This is a genomic window from Parapedobacter sp. GCM10030251 (genome assembly GCF_042666505.1).
Classification (GTDB): domain Bacteria; phylum Bacteroidota; class Bacteroidia; order Sphingobacteriales; family Sphingobacteriaceae; genus Parapedobacter.
Genome location: NZ_JBHTDN010000001.1, coordinates 1,068,536 through 1,090,560 on the forward strand (window position 1 = coordinate 1,068,536; position 22,025 = coordinate 1,090,560).

Here is a 22,025-nt window from a genome sequence, read left to right on the forward strand (position 1 = left end):
CTTATATTTTGTGTTTATGCTTTGTTGCTAGAAAATGAGATAGGATAACAATCACCAATATAATTAAGGTGAGGATGAGTGCAGACGCGTAAGCGCGTCCCTGTACTTCGGGTATCGGACTGCTCAATTGGAAGAAGATCGCCAAGGGCAGCGTCGCGGCAGGTTCGTCGATATAGATCGGAATATTGTCACTGAAACCCGCGGTAAACAACACCGCCGCTACATCACCGATTCCTCGCCCGAAAGACAGTAATACAGCGGTATAGATACCCGGTTTAATTTGCCGTAGTATGACACGGGCGGTTTCCCACCGCGTAGCACCCAACGATAGGGCGGCGTGCTTAAGCTCCCGCGGCACCGTAGCAATCACCTCGTCCAATGTGCGGACCAAAATCGGAATAATGAGCAACGTGACCGCAATGACGCCGCCCAACAAGGACGCCCGAACGCCCAGCCAGATCATGATGCTAAATGCAAAAGCGCCATATACAATCGAAGGGATACCGAAGAGCACATCATAGGCGAGCTTGGCAGACTTACTCAAAAGGCTTCCGCTTTTCAGGTAAATGTTCAGGTATACCGAAATAGGAATGCTAATGATCAATCCCAACAAAGTAGCTCCTCCGGCTACATAGAGCGATCCGATGATGGCATTGAGTACGCCTCCTTCCTTACCGATGTAAAAGCCGCCCTCCGGAGCTTTGGACACCATGTCCCAGGTGAGATACGGAACGCCTTTTACAACGATGGTGCCTACAATCAAAAATAAACTGGAGCCGACAATGATGCAGGCCAACACCATCAATATTTTGAAAAACGTTTCTTCGGCTTTTCTTTTTCTGATACCCATCACGAGCTGTATTTGTGTTCGATACGATTGAGAATGATGCGTGAAATTAAATTAAATAGGAAAATGATCACAAACAATAGCAGAGCGGCAAACATCAGGGCCGAGTCGTATAGCGGAATGGACATCATTTCTCCGAAGTTATTGGCGATCAAAGCGGGTAGGGGGTATCCTCCGTCAAATACCGATGCAGGAGCGATCGGGACATTTCCGCACACCATCAGTACGGCAATCGTTTCTCCAAACGCTCTGGAAACCGCCAACACCGTAGCCGCTACGATACCCGGAAGTGCACGTTTTACCACCACTTTTCTGATGGTTTCCCATTTGGTTGCTCCCAAAGAAAGTGAGGCATCTTTCAATTCTTTGGGGATGGTGCGTAATACTTCAGAGACAATGCTGACCAAGATCGGAAAGATCATTACCGCCAGCACTGCGCCTCCCGTAAGCACGGTATAACCGCTGGAATACTCCATAAACCGGGGTGCTACGTATTCACGAACAATGGGTACTACGAAGAAAATACCCCATACACCGTAGATTACGGGAGGAATACCGGCAAGAATATTCATCAGCGGCAACATGACCTTCCGGATACCTGATTTGGCGTATTCAGTCAGGTAGATAGCCGTTAGTAAGCACAAAGGCAGCGCTACCACGATGGCGATCACGGTAACCCATAGGGTACCCATGATAAATGGGTAGAAACCGAACTGGTTTTTTGACGGTGCCCAATCGCTCCCGCGGAACAGTGAAAATAGCGAGTGTTCCTCAAACAAGGGTGCCGCGCGTATATATAGGCCGATGCCGATCAGAAAAACAAAAGAAACCGACGAGATCGAAAGGATCAGCATCGTATTCGCAATCAGCTTGTCTTTTACTATTCTAAAATTCAAATTAATTCAGTTTTTTTTGTTCTTCCATTAACTGTTCATTATTCAAAGGGATGTAGCCGTTTTCCAATAGCAGCGATTGTGATTCGCTTGTGAGTACGAATTTGATAAATTCAATAAGGACTGCATCCGTTGGTTTTCCCCTCACCAGAAACGAAAGATTACGCGATGGAGGCGAAGGATATTTTCCCGTAGCGACCGCATTTGTGAGGCTGTCAAGTTGGCCATAAAAATTTTCATCGGGTCCGAGCGTGCCATCGTTATCCAGGTCGATGGGAACGACGCGAATGCCTTCAAACTGCTTGCCGGTTTTAATGTTGTAGACGTAATTGATATTATTGAATCCAATAGCCATTGGATTTTTTTGGATGGCCTGGGCCATGCCTGGATCACCGAAGATCCCGATGCCCTTTAAGTCTTCCTGCGATTTTCCGAGATAAGCCGCCCAGGTTTCCGCCGCTCCGGCAGCATCTGAACGGACGTACACATGCAGATCATCGCTGGAAAACAAAGGATTTATCTGGTTCCATAGCGAGGCTGTTCCGTCGATAAACAAGCGCTTAAACTCCGCCTGCTTGATCCCGTGTTGGAGAATGTGATGTAAGTTGGGATTCTGGTCACTGACGGTCGCAACGACTGCGTCGCGCGCCACGTGGATAACATAGCCGCCGCGGTCAATTTCCTGGGGGTGAATGTCACGCGAAACCAGTCCGATGTCAACCATTCCGGTAAGGGCATCAGCGATGCCTTTGCCGGCACCTCCTGCCGAAATATTGAATCGAACGTGGGGATGAATTTCCTTAAATTGTTCACTCCACAGCACGACCAGTGGATACAGCGCAAAGGCGCCCGACACGCTGATCGTCCCTTGCAACCCCTTCTCCGGATCCCAACCGGATGAGTTTTTCGGTGCGCAGCTGCCCAGCACGAACGCCAGCCCGGCAAATAAGCCAAACGTTTTTGCCACGAGGCGCTTTGTAAAGGTAATCACCATTCCTGTCACTTTTGGAGGTGCAAATATATACAATATTGGTAGACTTTGTATGCTTATTTGCGCTTTGCGACTTAAAAAAGGCTTTTACTAAACAAATTCCAATCGGATTTGGCGGTGTCGTTTTGTTTATTTATGTTTGGATGAATAGGTCCCCGGTAAACGACACCTAAATAGTGATGCAATTAATCCGACATCTTTGGCCCCTTTTTTTAGCAGCATTTTTCCTTTACCTTTTCCACCGGTCGTGGGGAGTGGTCCCCCCGTTGGGTAACCTGTTCAATCCGTTTGTCGGGTTTCTGCAGAACGCGGAGCGACCGCCTGAGATTCACGACGCAAAAGTGGTCGGGGAGGAGCTGCGTGGCGAAGTCACCGTTTGGTATGACGATCGTGCGGTTCCACATATTTTTGCCGAGAATGACGAAGATCTCTACTTCGCGCAAGGGTATGTTGTCGCAAGAGACCGACTTTGGCAAATGGAATTTTATACATTAGTTGCCGCTGGAAGGCTTACCGAGGTGGTCGGGGCGGCGGCGCTGGAATACGACCGATACAACCGGCGCATTGGAATGGCACGGACGGCTGTAGAAATCACTGAAAAACTAAAGGGCGATCCGGTTGCTAACCGGATTCTGGAAGCCTATGCCGCCGGTGTGAATGCGTACATTGATCAATTGAGCCGAAGAGACCTGCCGGTTGAATATAAACTACTCAACTATAAACCCGAACGCTGGTCGCCGTACAAGTCCATTTTGATGTTGATGAACATGCGCCATACATTGAATGGAGGAAGTTTTGATTACCGCCTGACCAACGTACTCGCTACCTATGGGGCCGACGTTGTGGCCAATCTTTTCCCGGATTACCCGGCCGTTGAGTCGCCTATTGTGCCGCCAGGGACTCCCTGGCAATTCTCGCCATTGACGGTACCCGGTGCGCCTGATACGATGGCAGCCCCTCCCAAAAGTGACTTAATTGCCTTTTATGTGCCTGCGCCGCGTCCGGAGGTTGGAAGTAATAACTGGGCCGTGAGCGGAAGCAAGTCTGCTACAGGTCTACCTATTCTGGCCAATGATCCGCACTTGCAGCTGACCCTGCCCTCCATCTGGTACGAGATGCAACTGGCGTCTCCCAATGTAAACGTATATGGGGTAGCACTGCCTGGGACACCTGCGGTCATTATCGGTTTTAATAAGGATGTTGCTTGGGGCGTCACCAATACGGGGTCCGATGTAATGGATTTCTATCGACTACGCTTCCGAGATGCCACATGGAGGTTCTATTGGCACGATGGGAAATGGAAGCCGACAACTCCACATATCGAAACGTACCGGATGAAAGGTGGCTCTACGGTGACGGATACATTGTACTACACACACCACGGGCCCATCGTTTACCACGAAGCGCGGCCGACCAATTATTCGTCAAACATTCCAGTAGGCTATGCTATGCGTTGGGTTGCCAACGAAGCAGATGGCGCAGATCTATTGACGTTCCACTATCTTAATCGCGCGACAGGTTACGAAGACTATCGCAAAGCGCTAACCTATTTTACCGCTCCGGCGCAGAATTTTGTATTTTCAAGTAATGGGGGTGATATCGCGATTATATCCAATGGAAAACTACCTCTAAAGTGGAAGGAACAAGGAAAGTATCTTTTGGATGGTACGCTTGCTGCACACGACTGGCAGGGTTGGATTCCGGGAGGCCAAAATCCGGGTGTAAAAAACCCTCCGCGGGGATTTGTCAGTTCTGCCAACCAATTTCCCGCCGATACAACCTATCCTTACTACTTAGGGTGGCGATTTGCTCACTCCAGCCGAGCCATACGTATCAATGAACGTTTGGATGCGATGGTGCATGCTACCGCAGACAGCCTGCGTGTATTGCAGAACGACAACTATAATATAGATGCGCGACGGATACTGCCCCGTTTATTGGTTTCGCTGGCGTCAGACAATTCCATAAAACGCTCGGCCGAATATGACGCACTCGAACGATGGGACTACCACAATAACGCGGATGCTGTCGGGGCATCTATTTTTGAGAACTGGCTGGATGACCTGCTCACTGGCATATGGGGAGACGACTTTCCAGCAGATGCACAGATGTTATATCCAAGTTTGGACCGCACGTTTGAACTCATTGACAATGAACCGGATGCTAAGTGGTTTGATCGTGTAGATACGCCAGATACCCTTGAAACCATGGACGATATTATCTGTGAAAGTTTTAAAACGGCGATACGGAAATTGCGCGAACGCTTCGGGGAGTTATCGGCGGATAACTGGAAATGGGCCAAGGTTAAGCATACCCGAATCAGGCACCTAGTTCCAGATTTCACATCGTTTGGCCGCTCGGACGTTATAAACGGCGGTGGAAACGGTGTGGTCAATGCTACTTCAGGTACGCACGGGCCTTCATGGCGCATGGTGGTACAGTTGGATAAAGATTGGCCGGTGGCATATGGTATATATCCTGGCGGGCAATCCGGTAATCCGGGAAGCAAATTCTATGATAATATGATTGACCGCTGGGCAGCTGGTCAGTTAGATACATTAATATTTATGAAAGAAGTAAATGCGGAATCGGAAAGGCTGGTTCATCGCTTTTCATTGAAGCCCGAGAATAGATAGCCATGCCATACTTACTGATGCTACTTTTTGGCGGAATATGTTCCTATTTCGGACCTTGGTGGACGATTGCCCCGATTTGTTTTATAATCTGCTTCTTCCTTCCACAGAAAACGGCATTGGCATTCTGGTCTGCTGCATTTGCCGGCATTACGCTGTGGGTGGGGTATTCTATTTACCTGCACCTAAGCACTGAAACCAAGTTGACTGCCAAGGTGGTTGGCATCTTCACTGCCGGATTCCCAGCCTTGACAGACGTGCCGGCAATTGTATTGGTATCGGTGATGGCCGCGTGCATAGCTGGGCCTATTAGCGGGTTCTCGGGGCTTGCTGGTGCAAAATTGAGGCAGCTTATACACCCGCCTCGCGGATGACCGATAGCGTTTTGCGAAGTCCGGTGTTTGCAACTTGCTGCAAATCCTGTTTCCAGTATTCTGGATTGTACAATTCAAGCGATATGCATTTATCGAAACCAATGGCCTTGAGGTCTTGAAGCACCTTGACGAGCGGTAATACACCATCGCCCGGATAAACCCGATGCTTGTCCTCCAATTGGTCAATGGCAGGGGATGCCGGCGCATCAGAAAACTGGAAAATAGCCATGCTTTTGCCACTGATAAGCGGCAATCCGTCAAAGCCCCCCTCGGATATATACATGTGGTAAGTGTCTGGAATTACTAAGGCTCCCCGATGATTTGCATCCAATGCGATGGCCATGGCCTGGCCAAGCGTTTTGAGCGGAAAATACTTAACAAACACGAGGGCCGCTTCCAGGTTGTAGTCATTTTTTGCCATCTCGATGATATCGCGATAGCGTGCAGCCACCCATTTGGGATCATAGGGATCACCTACAGTATTGGGGATGGTCTGAATATGTTGAGATCCAATGTCCGCTGCCATTCGCATCCGATTGCGGGTGTCTTTTAGCGAGTCTTCAAATAACTCCTTGGTAGGAGGAAGCGCATTCCACAAACCGATGACACTCGGAACAAAAAGCCCCAGGTCCTTAATTTCCTTGCCCAAATCTTTCAGATTGCCTCCCTCGGCCTCAAATTTTTCCAGTTCACTGTCCCACGGTTCGATGGCATCGTACCCTGCTTTTGCCGCAATGGTTACCTTTTCACGAAGCGAGGAAGCGGGGCGGATGGTAGCCGTATCCAAACAGATAGGCCACGGACTTACCCCGTTTTGATAGCGTTTTTCTGGTTGAGAACCTGCCTCAAATTTAAGGGGGCTTGCTAAAACAGCACTGGACGCGGCGCCTGCGGCGATAAATTGTCTACGGTTCATATGGATTCTTTTCGGATCGAATTATTAAGCGAATAAAGATAAAAAAAATCTGGATAGAACCGGCAACTATGCGAGACGCATTTACCTACGATGAAGCGGCAAGCCTAAACATTATGCGGTTGTGCTTGTTTAGTTAAAAAAAGAACGTATGAGCACATCCAGATCCATGACCCCCTTGTCTGTCGTAATGGAGCGTCTCCGTGAAAAGGGGTACGGCCAAGAATTAAAGATCGGCAATGAAGGCGCTTATTTTGAAGGGCAATCGATGATTTACCAGCCGTCCTCACTTACCATCATTAAGGTTTATCGATTTGAAGGCGAATCCGATCCGGCCGATATGGCGGTTATCTACGCGATTCGAGCAGACGATGGCCAGGTGGGCTACCTGCTTAACGCATACGGTACCTATTCAGACCAGGATAATCCGTTTTATGAGGACTTCATTCGAAGTGTTCCGGTGGAGGAACAAGCGGATTTGTAAACGTTTTTTGAGGATAATAAAAATTTTTCAAAAAATTTAGGATTTTGTTATTAATCTATTAAATTTGTCGTCATTCATGTGTGCAGCCATTTGCGTAGTGCCCTGCGACCCTTGCAGGGCCGCGCATTTGGTAACTAAACAATTCCTTTCCGATTCGCGTCAAATTTAATCATGATAAACAGAAGGATCGTGAAACTCCATAAGGACGATCCGCCGTAACTGATGAAGGGCAGTGGGATCCCGATGATCGGCACGATGCCGATGGTCATTCCGATGTTGATGGCGAAGTGAAAAAACAGAATGCAGGCGACCCCATAGGCGTAGATACGCGCAAACGCGGTACGTTGTCGCTCGGCGATGTTGATTATACGCAATAAGAGTGTTAGGTAAATGCCTATTACGACCATACAACCAACAAATCCCCATTCCTCGCCAACTGTGCAGAAGATAAAATCGGTGCTTTGCTCCGGAACGAAGTTGTATTTGGTTTGGGTACCCTGCAAGTAACCTTTCCCCCAGAACTGTCCGGAGCCGATGGCGATCATGGACTGGTTGAGATTGTATCCCTCTCCGCGGGGATCGTCTATTTTTCCCAATATCACATCAATGCGATTTCGCTGGTGGGATTGGAGGACATTCTCATACACAAATTCAACGCTGAAAATGTAGAGGGCGGATAGCACAAACAAGACAATAAGATTGATTATGATCTTGGTTTTCTTCCGGAGGTAATAGATGCCAAGTCCGCAGATTGCCGCCAAGATCAACACGACAATCCATGGATTGAAGGCCAATGCAAGTACGAAGAGTAAAATACACAGTGCGCCGAATAGCATCCATGCGCCTGAGATGTAACCCTCACGGTAAAAGACGAATATCAGCGCGAAAAAAGCCAGCGCGGATCCCGTGTCGGGTTGCAGCAATACTAAAAAGACCGGCAAAAGGATGATAATTGCGCCAAAAAAGAGGCTTTTCAGGGTAGGGCTTTTGGTACTTTGCGCACTGAGGTACCGAGCCAGAAGCAGGCAAGTCGCCAGCTTCGCAAACTCCGAAGGCTGTAGCCTGAATGAGCCGATCGGTATCCATGCCTGGTTGCCACCGACGTTGCGGCCAACAATCAGTACGGTAATGAGCAACAGAATCGTGATCGCATACAGAATAGGAGAGACCGAGCTGTAAAATTTCGCGTCCACAATCAAGATGGTGACCGCAAGGATAATTGCTGAAAAAATATAGATGGATTGCTTGCCGTAATTGGTGTTCAGATTGAACAAGCTCGGATATTCTGGATCGAATACCGCAGCATGGATGTTGAACCAGCCGATGATGCATAACGCAAACCACAGTAACACGGTGAACCAGTCGACGTCACCTCCAAATAATCGATGCTTGGGGTGGTTACTCATATCGGTTGTTTGCTAATAAACTGTGGTGAATAAATTGAACGTCTTCGTCGGGATCCTTTAACGGCATCGGATCCCGCTGGGGAGCTGCCCGAACCGTTTCCTTTGGTTTTTCCGTCTTGGGCTTCGGCAATAAATCAGCGTTATAAATGCGATCCTGGATGTATTTGGGAAGCGTGATGGTATCCTTCAAATACTGTTCAATCAACATACTGGCAATAGGGCCCGCCCATGTCCCTCCGTATCCGGCGTTTTCCACGACCACCGCAATTGCTATTTTCGGATTTTCTCGCGGTGCGAACGCGAAAAACACCGCATGATCAGCGCCGTGCGGATTTTGCGCTGTCCCGGTTTTCCCACACATCTCAATGTCCGTAATTCGTACCGAGTATCCCGTACCTCCGGGGACATTCACCGCACGACTTAACCCTTCGATTACGGGCTCGTAGTATTTTTCATCCACACCGGCAGAGATTTTCTCGGTAAATTCAGGTTTAATAATTTTTTTTTCGCCGATTCCCTTAATAAGATGTGGGCGGTAATAGAACCCCCGGTTAGCCACGATAGCCATGATATTGGCCATTTGCAACGGCGTTATACCCATTTCTCCCTGTCCGATGGACAGGGAAATATTGTAGCCGGATCCCCATTTCGCATTTCCATATCGTTCGGTGTAGAAGTCGGCTGTGGGTAAAAGCCCACTCTTTTCGCCGGGTAAGTCGATTCCCAATGTGTGGCCGATGCCAAACTTCATCGACGCTTCCCGCCACAGCGTATACGCTTCGCCCGTCGGCATGCCACGGTGATCGATCATCCGGGCATATGTGTAACCGAAATAGGTATTACATGAACGCTGGATGGCAGTGATCAAAGGAATTGGGCCATCTACGTGTGTACAGCGCATAATCGCTCGGCCGCCTCCGTACCGATACCCACCCGGACAGTTGAATATGGTATGTTGGTCAATTAAGCCGGCTTGCTGAGCGGTTAGCGCACTAACGACCTTGAATACAGAGCCCGGCGGATATTGCGCTTGTATAGGACGGATAAACATGGGTTTATAGGGGTCGTGGAGAAGCTTCATGTAATTATTGCCTCGTTCACGCCCTACCATCATATTTGGATCGTAGCTGGGACTGCTAACAAACGTGAGTATTTCACCCGTGGCCGGTTCGATAGCTACCACGCTGCCGATTTTGTTACGCATTAATTTTTCGGCAAGGATCTGCAAATCTTTATCCAACGACGATACCAATCCATCGCCCGCCACAGCTAAGGTATCGTACTTTCCGTCGGCAAAAACGCCCTGTGGCCGGTTGAACGCATCAACCATCACATTTTTTATTCCCCGCTGACCCCGTAAGAGGTCTTCGTATGCACTTTCGACCCCACTGGCTCCAATGTAATCGCCCGGTCGATAGAAGCCTTTTGACCGCTCAATATCGCGGTCATTGACTTCTTGAATGTAACCCAGAAATTGAGCAGCGATGCTATCCGGGTAGCTACGAACCGTCCGATTCTGCACATAAAATCCCCTGAATTTATACAAATGTTCCTGTAACTTGGCATAGGCAGTGGCAGGAATCTGCTTTTCAAACTGAGAGGCTTTATAGGGAGAATAGCTGCGTGCGGTAGCCATCCGGCGAATAAAACCTTCTTTGTCTATGCCAACCAATTCACACAACAATGCCGTGTCAATATCATGTACCTCCCGCGGAGTCACCAACAAGTCATAAACCGGTTCATTCTGGACGAGCACTTTTCCGTCGCGGTCAAGTATGACGCCCCGGGCCGGATAGATAACCATCTTTCTCAAGACGTTATTATTGGCCGAAAGCAGGTACGACTCGTCAATCAGCTGGAGGTAAAACAACCGGGCGGCAATGATAATTGCCACTGCTATGAAAATGCCCTGAATAACGTACTTCCGTTCAAAAAAACTATTCATTTACCCGCAGTAGACTTCATGGTAGTACTAGCGCTGTTTTTTTCGATAAAACAGCAAGCTGAACAACAAGATGATAATGACCGTAAATATACAACTTAATAAGATACGGACGATTGTGTAATGGAATTGATGGAAAGAAAAGGTTTCCATCATGAATAAGACGGCGTGGTGAAAAAGGGTGAGTACAGACACGTACAGGAAATACCACCGGAAGGGAACATTGCCCCAAAGCGGCGTCAGATAGCTTTCATAATGGTCTGTTTGCAGCGAGATCCGGACGAGATTGATCCGCGCCCAAGCCAAGGCAACACATGCCGCGGCATTGACGCCCAACGTATCATAAAATGCATCAACGGTGATGCCCGTGACAAATGCGAGACAATACAATAGAAAATTAGGAATTCCTACGGGGAGAAGCAGGATAAACAGGATGTAGGGAAAAGGGGTGGCTAAATTGTAATAGCCGATATTCTTAAATAAGAATACTTGCAAAATAACCAAAATAACGAAACGGACTGCGTTATATACAAAAACCTTAGCCATTGTTCTCGTTTTGGGATTCCAGCTCGGTTCGTTCGTCGGCTAACAGGTCATCAACCACGTAGACATGCTGGAGGTTATGAAAAGGGGTACTTAGCTCAACTTTAATGGCTAAGAAACTATCTCCACCCGATATGCCGGTTTCGATTACCTTGCCGATGGGAATACCCGGAGGAAAAAGAGAGAATCCCGACGTGAAGACCGCTTCGCCTTTGCGGACTTTTACATGGTTGGGAATATCTTTCAACATCCCGATTCTGGCGTCATAGCTGTCGCCCCAAGTTAACGACCCGAAGGCTTTGCTGTCTTCCAACGCGGCACTGACACGAGTTTCGCTGTGTAACAGCGATTGCACCGTAGAAAAATGATCGGACACGTTGAGCACAATGCCTACGATGCCACCGGCCGAAATTACGCCCATGCCTTTCTTGATTCCGTGTATACGCCCTTTGTCTAAGGTAATGTAGTTGTTTTTCTGGTGGATGCTATTGTTGGTCACCTTCGCTACGATGTAATGGTATTGTACATTTTGAGCCGAATCCACCACCGTTCCCTGAGCGAGACTATCGGGAGCCATCTGTCGTTGCAATTCCTCTTTGAGCTTCGCGTTTTCCTCCGCCAACAAGGCATTGTCTTCACTGAGGTGGAGGTAGCTTTTCCAACCATTGATTTTTGCGTAGGCACCGCCAACCAATTGGTTGGAAGAGTTTACTGCTGACGCCCGTTGAAATGTATTATTTTGAACAACCAGGTAGTAGGCAAATCCAAAAAACACGACAAAGAAAAAAAACGCGTTGTATTTAGTTAGAATTAGCCAAAGGTTCTTCATGCTATGAATCTATTTTAAGCCGTGACAAATAGCCAGAGCTAACGACGTGGGCCTGTAGCTAACCGTTTGCGGCCCTGATTACTGCATCAAAAACTTGAACGTGCCAATGTTTTTCAACGCGATACCGGTACCACGCACTACGGCGCGCAATGGATCTTCGGCAACATGAACAGGTAATTTTGTCTTGGCCTGAACGCGTTTATCCAAACCTCGCAACAACGCTCCACCGCCCGTCAGGTAGATGCCGGTCTGGTAAATGTCGGCCGACAGTTCAGGAGGCGTGATTTCTAGCGCTTTCAGAATTGCTTCTTCGATTTTAGAAATGGATTTATCCAGACAATGTGCAATTTCCGTATAAGAAACCGTTATTTGCTTAGGCACCCCCGTCATAAGATCCCGCCCCTGTACCGCGAAGTCGGCGGGAGGGTCCTGCAATTCCGGCAAGGCCGATCCGACTTCGATCTTGATTTTCTCTGCCGTACGGTCGCCAATCATAATGTTATGCTGCCGACGGATATACTGAACGATATCCGAATCGAAGTTATCTCCGGCTACCCGAATAGACTGGTCACAGACAATTCCCGATAGGGCAATGACCGCAATTTCAGTAGTGCCACCGCCGATGTCAATGACCATGTTGCCCATGGGTTCTTCCACATCAATACCGATGCCTACGGCTGCAGCCATTGGCTCATGCACCAAGTATACTTCCTTGGCTCCGGCGATCTCCGCCGAATCACGTACCGCCCGCTTTTCCACCTCGGTAATGCCGGAAGGAATACAGATCACCATACGCAGGGAAGGGAAAAACCACCCCTTACCATTGTTCACCATCTTAATCATGCCCCGGATCATGTGTTCTGCAGCATTAAAGTCAGCAATTACCCCGTCTTTCAATGGCCGTACCGTACGGATGTTGTCGTGGGTCTTGCCTTCCATTTGCATGGCCTGTCTCCCGATTGCAATAACTTTGTTAGTCGTACGGTCAAACGCAACAATGGAAGGTTCATCCACGACCACCTTGTCATTATGAATAATGAGTGTGTTGGCGGTACCTAAATCAATAGCAACTTCTTGTGTAAACCAGTTAAATAAGCCCATCCGGCAAAAATGATAAGATTTTTAAATTAGGTGCAAACCTACCAAAAAAACTGATAACTTTAACCAGTAACAATTGATTTATTCCTGACATGTTAAAAACCTTCGTAACCTTCATCTTTTTCATTTTACTTCCCTGGTATTTGGTAGGCCAGGATTTTGCATTCGGTTCAATAACGCCGGAAGAGATCAAGCTTGCCAAAAATGACCTAGACAGCTTCTCCAATGCTGCGGTATTGAATGAATACGGCAAAGCCTTTATGGTGTACAACGATACAAGGGGGTACACCGAGTTGATCGTAGATTACCACGTGCGTATCAAACTCTTTAACCGGGACGGTTACCGGTACGCCGATATCGAGTTGCCAGCCTACAGGGATGAAAGCGGCGAGCGGACAGATGCTTTATTGGAAATCAAGGCCGTAACCATCAATATTGTAGATGGACGTGTGGTTTCCATCCCGTTGGAGAAAGACCGTATATACAAGGAAAATATGAGTAAATACCTTACGCTTACAAAATTCACCTTTCCGGATCTTCAAGACGGAAGCATCATCGAATACAGTTACAGACTGATATCTCCGCATATTTTCAATTTTAAGACGTGGCACCTTCAGGATGATATTCCGAAAATCAATAGCCTGTTTGAAGCGATCATACCGGCCGTGTATACCTACAACGTCACGTTGCGGGGTCCTTATCCGCTGACTACGCAGGATGCCAAGCTGAACCGGGGAGCTTTCCGGATTGCGGGCCGGGATATCGACTGTTCGCACATGACGTACGGAATGCGACGCATCCCAGCCTTTGTTGCAGAAGATTATATGACCGCTGCAAGCAACTTTAAGTCAGCTATTTATTTTGAACTATCTGATATATATCGGCTCAACGGGGCTAACCTGAAAATCACAAAGGAATGGCGGAATGTGGATCATGAGTTAGCCACCGATGCAAGATTCGGCGGCCAGATGAAACGCGACCAAGTGTTCAAATCGATGTTACCGCAGATTTTGGAAGGCACGACGGATGATCTTGGCAAAGCCAAGGCGCTCTACCACTACATCCAACAGAACATCAAATGGAACCGTTATCTAGGGAAATACAGTGAAAATGGGGTCAAGGACGCCCTTGAACATCGGTCCGGAAATACCGGAGACATTAACCTCGCGCTGATTGCCGGACTGAGCGCGGCCGGACTGGATGCCGAGGCGGTTATCCTGTCGACACGCGATAACGGTCTGGTTAACGACGTGCATCCGGTTTTAAGCAATTTCAATTACGTTGTTGCCAAGGTAAATATTGGGGACAATTATTACCTGCTGGACGCCACAGACCCGCTGCTGCCGTTCGGCCTCCTTCCGCTGCATTGCATCAACGGAAAGGCCCGCGTGATCAACCTTAAGAAACCTTCGTATTGGATCGAACCTACCTCTTCGCAAAAATCGACGATCCGGTATACGCTGATGGCAGAATTGCTCCCGGACGGGACACTCAAGGGACAGTTGATGTCCCAAAGCCTCGGTTACGCCGCGCATCGCAAACGGCGGGAGCTCGCGGACTACAATACGGTGGAGGAATACATGGAACACAGGAACGAACAGCTTCCCGGCTTCCATATGATTGCTTGCGAAATCGACGGAAAGGAGGACTTAGAGGTGCCGTTGACGGAGCGCTACGAGGTAGAGATGAAATTGTATGATAGCTTAGCCGCTGAAACCGTTTTCTTCAATCCATTTTTTCTCAATCGGATCGGCAAAAATCCGTTCAATCTCGAGGAACGTACCTATCCCGTAGATTTAGGAGCCGCACGTGAGGATCGCGTGGTAATGACGATTAAATTGCCGGACGGCTACGTGTTGAGATCGAAACCCGAGGATTGCAACCTAACCCTGGAAGATAACGGCGGCCGGTACGTTACGCAAACGCTACTGGCTGGCAATACATTCTCGTTTTCGCAACTGCTAACACTTAACCACACTACCTATCCGCCTGAGAGTTATTTTGCGTTAAAGGAACTTTTCGGCAGGATCATCCGGCAGGAGAAAATCGATGTTGTATTCAATAAAATAACCGAAGTAACCGATAGATGAAGATATTGGGAAGTAGTATTGCGATGATCGCGATAGCGATCGCCGCCTATGGGAGTCAAGTGCAATCCGACTACGCGATCGCGAACATACCTGCTGTGCTCAAAGCCCGGGCAGATGCGGTGGTACGGAATGAAACCATTAACGTAGACATGCAAGCGCAAACTAAAGTGTACTATCAGGTAAAACAAGCAATCACGGTATTTAATAAAGGGGGTGAAGACAAGGCCCGGCTGGTTATCTATTATGACAAGAGTACGGAGATCAAGCGTATAGCGGGGCGGGTGTTCGACGCAGATGGATTCCAGACAGGTAAATTCACACACCGTGATTTCACGGATGAAAGCGCAGTGAGCAGCTTTTCGTTGTATGAAGACAATCGGGTAAAGTATTTTCTTCCCGCAGTAACCCACTATCCGTATACCGTTGAATACGAATATGAACTGGAGTTGAAGCAAAACCTGATTATTCCGGCTTGGCGGCCGGACGCTTATCCGGATGTTGCGATTCAGCACAGTCGGTATACGTTTGTATGCGGGACAGCCGACAAGGTACGTATCAAGGCCATGAACTATGCGGGTGAACCTGTTAGAGACGATATAGATGGCCGGAAAGTCCTGACCTGGGAGGTGTCCAACCTGGCGGCACGGCGGCAGGAACCCTATAGTCCGGATCCGGATACTTACTGCACCTCCGTGCGGGTTGCTCCGGTCGATTTCGTTTATTACAAGCACCGGGGGCAATATTCCGATTGGACAGAGCTGGGTGGATGGGTTTACAACGCCCTTTTGGCCGATGGATTGACTCTTCCCGAAAACACCATCCGGGAAGTTAAGCAATTGGTAAGTGACAAGACCTCCGACCGCGAAAAAGCCCGAACACTGTATGCGTACCTCCAGCGAAAAACCAGATATGTCAGTGTCCAGATTGGCATCGGCGGTTTCAAACCCACCACCGCAAGCGATGTGGACCGGCTTGGATATGGTGACTGTAAGGGACTGGTCAATTATATGCAGGCACTTTTGAATGTAGTGGGAATCCCTTCATACTATTGCGTAGTACAGGCGGGCAGCGCCAAACGTGATATACAGCCAGACTTCGCGGGTATGGAACAGGGAAACCATATCATCCTCTGCTTGCCCTTCGAAAACGATACCACCTGGCTGGAATGCACCAGCCAACGCACACCGTTTGGCTTTCTGGGCTCATTTACCGATGACAGAACGGTATTTGCCTGCACGCCTAACGGCGGCAAACTCCTACGGACGCCGCGTTATGCAGAGGAGGCAAATCTCCAGCGGCGGGAAGCCACATTGGTACTGAAGGATGATGGTACGCTCACCGGGACCGTGTCAACGGAATTCATTGCTGGCCAGTATGACAATCACCTCGAAATTGCCCAAAGCAGCGGCCCTGAACAGATGAAGCGGTTGAAGGACACTTATGACATTGATCACATCAGCTTCCACAACATCGTTTACCAGAAAGAGGAATCCGATACGCCGATCCTGCTGGAAACCTTCGACGTTACCTTAACCGGTTATGCGCCCCCCAACAAGGAGCAGGTATTCCTCATTCCCAATGTATTCAATCGCCGGGGTACGATCCCGATGTTGAAGAACCGGACGCTTCCCGTCTATATCAATCGGGGGTATCTCGACGAAGACCACCTTGTTTTTGCTTTGCCCGACGGCTGCACATTGACTTCTGGAAGCTGGGAAGAAACCATTGATAGTCCTTTCGGCCATTATCAGGCTACGATTGAACAAAAGGGAAATCAGCTTATCTATCATCGGAAATTCCTTCTCCGCGAAGGTACTTTTCCGGCGGACCAATACGCTGAATTCAGCGAGTTCGTCAACCGGATATATAAACTGGATAACCGTAAGGCATTATTAGCCACGAGGTAAGCGTTACTCGACGAGGACACCGATGTAAAAGTTGAACGTATCGACCTCCAGGCTGCTACGTGTCAGCCCGGGCATATCAATGGGTGTAAAATGCCGTTTTGGATGAATAAAGCGATATTCACCACCTTTAACGCGTATGCGTACCGGCATATCAAAGTCGATTTCGTCAGCAATCCATCGGCAGAATGCCTTTCCGTCGGAATTAAAATAAAACTCCAGCGTTGGAATGTTGGGATGACGCACATACTGGGCAAATATCGGGGCCAAATTCCGCCCAGATTGTTTGCTCATATAATCGACAATGTCTTTATAGTTTACCGTCTTGTGATAAAACTGTCTATTCAATCCACGTAAAATTTGTCGCCATTTTTCATCGTCGTTGATGACGGTACGCACCATGTGATGCAGCACCCCTCCCTTGTTATACATATCGACTGAGCCCTCGTGATTTACCCCGTAAACGCCCACGAGTGGCGTGAGGTTCTGGATGCCGCCGCGATTGCCGTGTATATATTCCCGACCGGCCTTCTTTCCATAGTGATAATCGATGTAAAGTGCTTCGGAATAGTTGGTAAAACTCTCGTGTATCCACATGTCGGCAAGGTCGGCCGCCGTAATGTTATTTCCGAACCATTCGTGACCTGTTTCGTGGATGATAATGAAATCCCACTTATTGCCCCATCCGGTGCCGGAGCCATCCCTGCCAAGGTAACCATTTTGGTATTTGTTGCCGTAAGCAATGGCGCTTTGGTGTTCCATGCCGAGATGGGCCGTTTCCACCAGTTTGTAGCCATCCGCGTAGAACGGATACGGTCCAAACCAATGTTCAAATGCGCGAAGTGTTGGTTTAACATTAGCGTCGAAATGAGACTTGGCCTTGGCCTCGTTTTCACGGAGCACCCAATAATCGAGGTCAAGCACGCCGTTTTCACCGTGAAGTGTATCGGCAAAATGGATGTAGTCACCGATGTTTATGGCTACGTTATAATTATTGATGGGATTGCTGACAAACCAATTGAAACGCGTATAGCCGTCGCCCAGGTCTTCGCTACCCCTGAACCGTCCGTTGGATACATTGGTGAGGCCCGTTGGCACACTGATGCTGATCAACATGCTGTCCACTTCGTCCGATAGGTGGTCTTTGTTCGGCCACCATACGCTGGCTCCTAAGCCCTGACAGGCGGTAGCGATCCAATGTTTACCTTGGCTATCTTTCTTGAAATCAAAGCCACCATCCCAAGGTGCCCGCTTGGCTTGTACCGGTTGACCCGAATAATAGACGGTAAAGGAATCTTGGAGCCCCTTACGGATCGTTTGAGGAAAGTCAACAAATACGGCGTGGTATTCGCGCGTAAAAGGGAGCTCTTGCTCGTGGTACACGACCTTTTCGATGGAAAGGTTATCAAACAAATCAAATTGTAACCGTGAAAAATCCTCTGACGCTGTAAACTGGAAGCGGTTGGAGCCACTAATATAACGTTTGTCGGGATCCACGCGTACATCGAGATGGTAGTAATTGATGTCGTAACATGTACGGAACGGAGTCAATTGTCCGCGTAATGAATCGGCACGGTTAAAAATTTCACGGGCTTTCAGCAACTGCCCCTGTCCATCCATGGCCACGGATACAAAAAGGAATAAAAACAACAGTCGTTTCATTTCGCTATGTGTGTTTACCGTTGAAAAACTCCTTTATTCGTCCTAATGTGAATGTATTAAGGCAATTTTCGGCAGCGAGGCCACCTTTACGGGCTACCAGCACGCCGTACTGCATGTCATGGAATCCAGCGTTGCGGTGCGCATCGGGATTGATGGACAGCAGTACACCCTTTTCGACGGCATATCGATGCCATCGCCAGTCCAGATCGAGTCGCAGCGGATTGGCATTGATCTCAATGGCAACGCCGTGAGCCGCACAGGCGTCAATGATACGTGCATAATCGATCGGATATCCGGACCTGCTGAGCAACAGACGTCCCGTGGGATGGCCTAAGATGGTGGTGTAGGGATTTTCAATGGCACGGAGCAGCCGTACTGTGGCCTTATTCACATCCATTCTGAGGTTTGCGTGGATCGATGCCACCACAAAGTCAAATCCAGCGAGGATTTCCTCAGGATAATCCAAAGAGCCATCACTTAATATGTCGGACTCGATCCCTTTAAAAATGCGAAAGGGGGCCAGTCGGGCATTGAGTGCGTCGATTTCGGCCCATTGTTCCAGTACACGTTCAATCGTCAGCCCTTTGGCATAGACAGCCGTTTTCGAGTGGTCGCTTATGCCAAGGTATTCCAGGCGCAATTCGTCCCGGCAATAAAGCGCCATTTCTTCCAGTGTATTGACGCCGTCGCTGTAGGTACTGTGATTATGTAAAGCCCCCCGGAGATCCGCGTAATTGATCAGGGTAGGGAGGAGGCCGGCTTCGGCCAATACGAGCTCGTTGGTGCCTTCGCGTAGTTCCGGTTCAACATATGCCAGCCCCATCGATTGATAAATCGCTTCTTCCGAATCAAATTCGGGTAGCTGGGGAGCCGTTAATCGGTCTTCCAGTTGACGTAAATGTGCGTCGGACCCTGTTGAAATGACCAACTGCCGGTAAAATGATGCCGGATCAGTAGGATGGAAGCGGAAGCGGATACCCGTTTCTGTCTGCGCTTCCAGCGGCGGGGAGTCGGTCAGCGACAGGACGGATAACCCCGCTATATTCATAACGGCCGTAGTAAGTTCATTGAGCGAAGCCTCAACCAATATATCTACGCATTCCAGGACTTCACATTTCCGGCGGAAATCACCGGTATAGGAAATTTTTCGATCGTTAGGCAGCGAGTTTCTTAAAGAGGTGATTACTTCTTCCGCAAGCTGATCGACATTGGCATACAGGAACCACCCTTGGTTTGCCATGGAAAATTCAATGGCTCGTTTGATTTCTTCTTGGGTTTTCAGGCCAAACCCTTTGGCTTCGATCAAACGGTTCTCGTTGCAGGCATAAAACAATTCTCCGAGGTTTTCTATCCCCAGGTCACGCCAAATAACCTGGATTTTCTTTGGCCCCAGGCCCTTGATGGTCAGCATTTCGCGTACCCCTTCGGGCGTAGCACTTAGCAGTCTGTCCAACTCTGGGAATGATCCGGTAGAGAGCAACGACGAAATTTTTTCGGCGGTGCTTTTTCCGATGCCTGGTACTTCGTTGAGCTTCTCTACTGATTCCGGCGTAACCAAAAAAGGCAATTTGTCCAATTTGAAGGCTGCCGCTGCAATGGATTTGGTCCGAAACGCATTTTCCCCATGCAATTCCATCAATTGGGCGTATAACCGGATGGTTTTTGCGATCGTCTTGTTGTTCATTGCCGCAAATTACGCGTTTCATACAAAGTTCGCAAAGTTTTTTGATCGGTTCTATTCCGCGTGTTCGCGGATCCGTTCCGGCCGTCTGTATTTATGGATGATCAGCCGTATACCCGCATTGAAGGTTAGGTAATTGATCGTCCAGTTGATAAATGTGACCACCCGGTTACGGAAACCGACGAGTGACATCAGGTGTACAAACATCCATACCCACCAGGCAAAGAACCCTTGAAAGCGGATTTTCCCGATATCGACTACGGCTTTGTTGCGGCCGATGGTAGCCATGGATCCTTTGTCAAAATACTTAAATTTTTCTGTAGGCTGCCCGTTCAACATGCGGATGATGTTTTTTGCCAGAAATCGACCTTGCTGTTGGGCAACAGGAGCTACTCCAGGATGGCCGCGGGGCAATTCATCGGTGATCATGGCGGCAACGTCCCCGATCGCATAGACGTCCTGCATACCTACCACACGGCATTCCTCGTCGACCCGTATGCGGTTACCACGTACCACGATATCCGGATTGATACCGGTGGGAAACTGCCCCATTACGCCGGCTGACCAAAGCACCGTCTTGGTTTTGATCCGGTTGCCATCGGCAAAGGTAATCACATCTCCATCGTAGCCGGTTACTTGCACGTTCAACAACACCCTTACGCCCAATTCATTCAGGTAGAGTTCTGCTTTTTCGGAAGCTTGGGGAGACAGGTTTGCCAGTATTTTGGGAAGTCCCTCCACAAGGTACACGTTCATGTCTTCTTTTTTCAGTTCCGGGTAGTCTTTGGCGAGAATATGGTTACGGATTTCCGCAATGGCCCCCGAAAGTTCGACCCCAGTAGGACCTCCGCCCACCACCACAAAATTAAGGAAAGCCGCGCGCTCTTCGGCATTGGTCTTTAAGAGCGACTCTTCGATATTCTGCAGGAGAAAGCTGCGGATGTTGACGGCTTCTTTGACGTTCTTCATGGGCATCGCATTATAAGCAATGTCTTGATTCCCGAAGAAATTGGTGGTTGCACCCGTTGCAATGATCAAGTAGTCGTATGAAATGGAGCCGATGTCGGTATCGAGGGTTTTATTTTTTGCGTCGATGCCCAACACATCGGCAATCCGGAACGTGAAATTTTCTTGCTTTCTAAACATCTTACGCAGCGGAAAGGCGATAGAAGGGGCATCCAATGTACCGGTAGCGACCTGGTACAAGAGCGGTTGAAAGGTATGGTGGTTGTTACGATCCAGTAGCATGACTTCAACTTCCTTGTTCTTAAGTGCCTTTGCTACTTCTATGCCGCCGAAACCGCCACCGATGATAACCACCCGTGGAAATTTATGATTGGAATATTTTGTATTCATTGTTCAGATAATTAACGTCCCCCGATTTATTAGTACGAACGGTTAACAGGTTTAATTGTTTCCAAATACCCGGATTTTCAATCCGTCCAGCGCCGGGGTCAGCCGCACCTGGCAGGCTAGCCGGCTCATCTCACTGGCGTCGGGAAGGGTATCCAGCATATCCATCTCTGCTTCACTGAGCGAATCGAGATTTTCCCTGCCTTCCAGCACCTCGATATGGCAGGTCGCGCACAGCGCCATTCCCCCGCAGGTAGCCAGGATATCATACTCGGAAGCTTTCAACACTTCCATCAAACTGAGGTTAATGCCCCCGGGGATTTCCAGCTGACGGATACCACCGTGTTGGTCCTCTACTGTGATATGAATAATTTCGTCCATT

18 protein-coding genes are annotated in these 22,025 nt (G+C 48.7%); 5 read left to right on the plus strand and 13 right to left on the minus strand.

The window, feature by feature from the left end:
- Position 1: 1 nt before the first annotated feature.
- Genes ACFQRK_RS04770 through ACFQRK_RS04780 form a run of 3 tightly spaced genes read right to left on the minus strand, consistent with a single transcriptional unit; the run spans position 2 to position 2,734 of the window.
- Positions 2-850 carry a PstA family ABC transporter permease gene (locus ACFQRK_RS04770; protein ID WP_379004182.1) on the minus strand — a complete coding sequence of 283 codons (849 nt, stop codon included), beginning with the start codon at positions 848-850 and terminating at the stop codon, positions 2-4.
- Positions 850-1,743 (minus strand): phosphate ABC transporter permease subunit PstC, encoded by an 894-nt coding sequence (gene pstC / locus ACFQRK_RS04775; RefSeq protein WP_379004184.1) that lies wholly within the window; start codon positions 1,741-1,743, stop codon positions 850-852. The genes ACFQRK_RS04770 and pstC overlap by 1 nt, the downstream gene beginning before the upstream one ends.
- Position 1,744: 1 nt before the next feature.
- Positions 1,745-2,734 carry a PstS family phosphate ABC transporter substrate-binding protein gene (locus ACFQRK_RS04780; RefSeq protein WP_379004186.1) on the minus strand — a complete coding sequence of 330 codons (990 nt, stop codon included), beginning with the start codon at positions 2,732-2,734 and terminating at the stop codon, positions 1,745-1,747.
- A gap of 176 nt (positions 2,735-2,910) precedes the next feature.
- Between ACFQRK_RS04780 and ACFQRK_RS04785 the strand changes: the two genes are divergently transcribed.
- Entirely contained in the window at positions 2,911-5,367 is a 2,457-nt protein-coding gene (locus ACFQRK_RS04785; RefSeq protein ID WP_379004189.1) for a penicillin acylase family protein, read from the plus strand.
- Between the two features lie 2 nt (positions 5,368-5,369).
- A complete protein-coding gene (locus ACFQRK_RS04790; RefSeq protein WP_379004191.1) occupies positions 5,370-5,738 on the plus strand; it encodes a hypothetical protein in 369 nt (122 codons plus the stop codon).
- Here the strand turns inward: ACFQRK_RS04790 and ACFQRK_RS04795 are convergent.
- A complete protein-coding gene (locus tag ACFQRK_RS04795; protein WP_379004193.1) occupies positions 5,716-6,654 on the minus strand; it encodes a sugar phosphate isomerase/epimerase family protein in 939 nt (312 codons plus the stop codon). The genes ACFQRK_RS04790 and ACFQRK_RS04795 overlap by 23 nt on opposite strands.
- 148 nt (positions 6,655-6,802) lie before the next feature.
- Between ACFQRK_RS04795 and ACFQRK_RS04800 the strand changes: the two genes are divergently transcribed.
- The gene (locus ACFQRK_RS04800) at positions 6,803-7,135 is read left to right on the plus strand and encodes a hypothetical protein (protein ID WP_379004195.1); all 333 of its coding nucleotides are present in this window, start codon (positions 6,803-6,805) and stop codon (positions 7,133-7,135) included.
- Between the two features lie 134 nt (positions 7,136-7,269).
- Here the strand turns inward: ACFQRK_RS04800 and rodA are convergent, their stop codons facing one another.
- The 5 genes from rodA to ACFQRK_RS04825 all read right to left on the minus strand — a co-directional run bounded on the left by rodA (position 7,270) and on the right by ACFQRK_RS04825 (position 12,956).
- The gene (gene rodA, locus ACFQRK_RS04805) at positions 7,270-8,541 is read right to left on the minus strand and encodes a rod shape-determining protein RodA (RefSeq protein WP_379004197.1); all 1,272 of its coding nucleotides are present in this window, start codon (positions 8,539-8,541) and stop codon (positions 7,270-7,272) included.
- Positions 8,534-10,486: a penicillin-binding protein 2 gene (gene mrdA / locus ACFQRK_RS04810; RefSeq protein ID WP_379004199.1), complete on the minus strand. Its 1,953-nt coding sequence runs from the start codon at positions 10,484-10,486 to the stop codon at positions 8,534-8,536. Before mrdA ends, rodA begins: the two co-directional genes overlap by 8 nt.
- 27 nt (positions 10,487-10,513) lie before the next feature.
- The gene (locus tag ACFQRK_RS04815) at positions 10,514-11,029 is read right to left on the minus strand and encodes a rod shape-determining protein MreD (protein WP_379004201.1); all 516 of its coding nucleotides are present in this window, start codon (positions 11,027-11,029) and stop codon (positions 10,514-10,516) included.
- On the minus strand, positions 11,022-11,855 hold the full coding sequence (gene mreC / locus ACFQRK_RS04820; RefSeq protein WP_379004203.1) for a rod shape-determining protein MreC: 834 nt from the start codon (positions 11,853-11,855) through the stop codon (positions 11,022-11,024). The genes ACFQRK_RS04815 and mreC overlap by 8 nt, the downstream gene beginning before the upstream one ends.
- Before the next feature lie 78 nt (positions 11,856-11,933).
- Positions 11,934-12,956, minus strand: a complete 1,023-nt coding sequence (locus tag ACFQRK_RS04825; RefSeq protein WP_379004204.1) for a rod shape-determining protein — start codon at positions 12,954-12,956, stop codon at positions 11,934-11,936.
- 89 nt (positions 12,957-13,045) lie between these two features.
- Here ACFQRK_RS04825 and ACFQRK_RS04830 point away from each other — a divergent pair, with 89 nt between their 5' ends.
- Positions 13,046-15,043, plus strand: a complete 1,998-nt coding sequence (locus ACFQRK_RS04830) for a transglutaminase domain-containing protein (RefSeq protein WP_379004206.1) — start codon at positions 13,046-13,048, stop codon at positions 15,041-15,043.
- Entirely contained in the window at positions 15,040-16,950 is a 1,911-nt protein-coding gene (locus ACFQRK_RS04835) for a DUF3857 domain-containing transglutaminase family protein (RefSeq protein ID WP_379004208.1), read from the plus strand. The genes ACFQRK_RS04830 and ACFQRK_RS04835 overlap by 4 nt, the downstream gene beginning before the upstream one ends.
- Before the next feature lie 3 nt (positions 16,951-16,953).
- On the opposite strand, the gene ACFQRK_RS04840 is transcribed toward ACFQRK_RS04835, so the two are convergent.
- Genes ACFQRK_RS04840 through ACFQRK_RS04855 form a run of 4 tightly spaced genes read right to left on the minus strand, consistent with a single transcriptional unit; the run spans position 16,954 to position 22,024 of the window.
- On the minus strand, positions 16,954-18,609 hold the full coding sequence (locus ACFQRK_RS04840) for a M1 family metallopeptidase (protein ID WP_379004210.1): 1,656 nt from the start codon (positions 18,607-18,609) through the stop codon (positions 16,954-16,956).
- Positions 18,610-18,613: 4 nt separating this feature from the next.
- Positions 18,614-20,293, minus strand: coding sequence for a helix-hairpin-helix domain-containing protein (locus ACFQRK_RS04845; RefSeq protein ID WP_379004212.1), 1,680 nt, complete (start codon positions 20,291-20,293; stop codon positions 18,614-18,616).
- 51 nt (positions 20,294-20,344) lie between these two features.
- Entirely contained in the window at positions 20,345-21,646 is a 1,302-nt protein-coding gene (locus ACFQRK_RS04850; protein ID WP_379004214.1) for an NAD(P)/FAD-dependent oxidoreductase, read from the minus strand.
- Positions 21,647-21,697: 51 nt separating this feature from the next.
- Positions 21,698-22,024, minus strand: a complete 327-nt coding sequence (locus ACFQRK_RS04855) for a 2Fe-2S iron-sulfur cluster-binding protein (RefSeq protein WP_379004216.1) — start codon at positions 22,022-22,024, stop codon at positions 21,698-21,700.
- Position 22,025 lies beyond the last annotated feature (1 nt).

Bases quoted from the DNA above. Each gene is read 5' to 3' on its own strand.
- ACFQRK_RS04770 (WP_379004182.1), bottom strand. From the start codon at position 850: ATGGGTATCAGAAAAAGAAAAGCCGAAGAAACGTTTTTCAAAATATTG.
- ACFQRK_RS04790 (WP_379004191.1), top strand. From the start codon at position 5,370: ATGCCATACTTACTGATGCTACTTTTTGGCGGAATATGTTCCTATTTC.
- ACFQRK_RS04815 (WP_379004201.1), bottom strand. From the start codon at position 11,029: ATGGCTAAGGTTTTTGTATATAACGCAGTCCGTTTCGTTATTTTGGTT.
- rodA (WP_379004197.1), bottom strand. From the start codon at position 8,541: ATGAGTAACCACCCCAAGCATCGATTATTTGGAGGTGACGTCGACTGG.
- ACFQRK_RS04845 (WP_379004212.1), bottom strand. From the start codon at position 20,293: ATGAACAACAAGACGATCGCAAAAACCATCCGGTTATACGCCCAATTG.
- ACFQRK_RS04795 (WP_379004193.1), bottom strand. From the start codon at position 6,654: ATGAACCGTAGACAATTTATCGCCGCAGGCGCCGCGTCCAGTGCTGTT.
- ACFQRK_RS04855 (WP_379004216.1), bottom strand. From the start codon at position 22,024: ATGGACGAAATTATTCATATCACAGTAGAGGACCAACACGGTGGTATC.
- ACFQRK_RS04830 (WP_379004206.1), top strand. From the start codon at position 13,046: ATGTTAAAAACCTTCGTAACCTTCATCTTTTTCATTTTACTTCCCTGG.
- ACFQRK_RS04785 (WP_379004189.1), top strand. From the start codon at position 2,911: ATGCAATTAATCCGACATCTTTGGCCCCTTTTTTTAGCAGCATTTTTC.
- ACFQRK_RS04840 (WP_379004210.1), bottom strand. From the start codon at position 18,609: ATGAAACGACTGTTGTTTTTATTCCTTTTTGTATCCGTGGCCATGGAT.
- ACFQRK_RS04850 (WP_379004214.1), bottom strand. From the start codon at position 21,646: ATGAATACAAAATATTCCAATCATAAATTTCCACGGGTGGTTATCATC.
- ACFQRK_RS04800 (WP_379004195.1), top strand. From the start codon at position 6,803: ATGAGCACATCCAGATCCATGACCCCCTTGTCTGTCGTAATGGAGCGT.
- mreC (WP_379004203.1), bottom strand. From the start codon at position 11,855: ATGAAGAACCTTTGGCTAATTCTAACTAAATACAACGCGTTTTTTTTC.
- ACFQRK_RS04780 (WP_379004186.1), bottom strand. From the start codon at position 2,734: ATGGTGATTACCTTTACAAAGCGCCTCGTGGCAAAAACGTTTGGCTTA.
- ACFQRK_RS04825 (WP_379004204.1), bottom strand. From the start codon at position 12,956: ATGGGCTTATTTAACTGGTTTACACAAGAAGTTGCTATTGATTTAGGT.
- mrdA (WP_379004199.1), bottom strand. From the start codon at position 10,486: ATGAATAGTTTTTTTGAACGGAAGTACGTTATTCAGGGCATTTTCATA.
- ACFQRK_RS04835 (WP_379004208.1), top strand. From the start codon at position 15,040: ATGAAGATATTGGGAAGTAGTATTGCGATGATCGCGATAGCGATCGCC.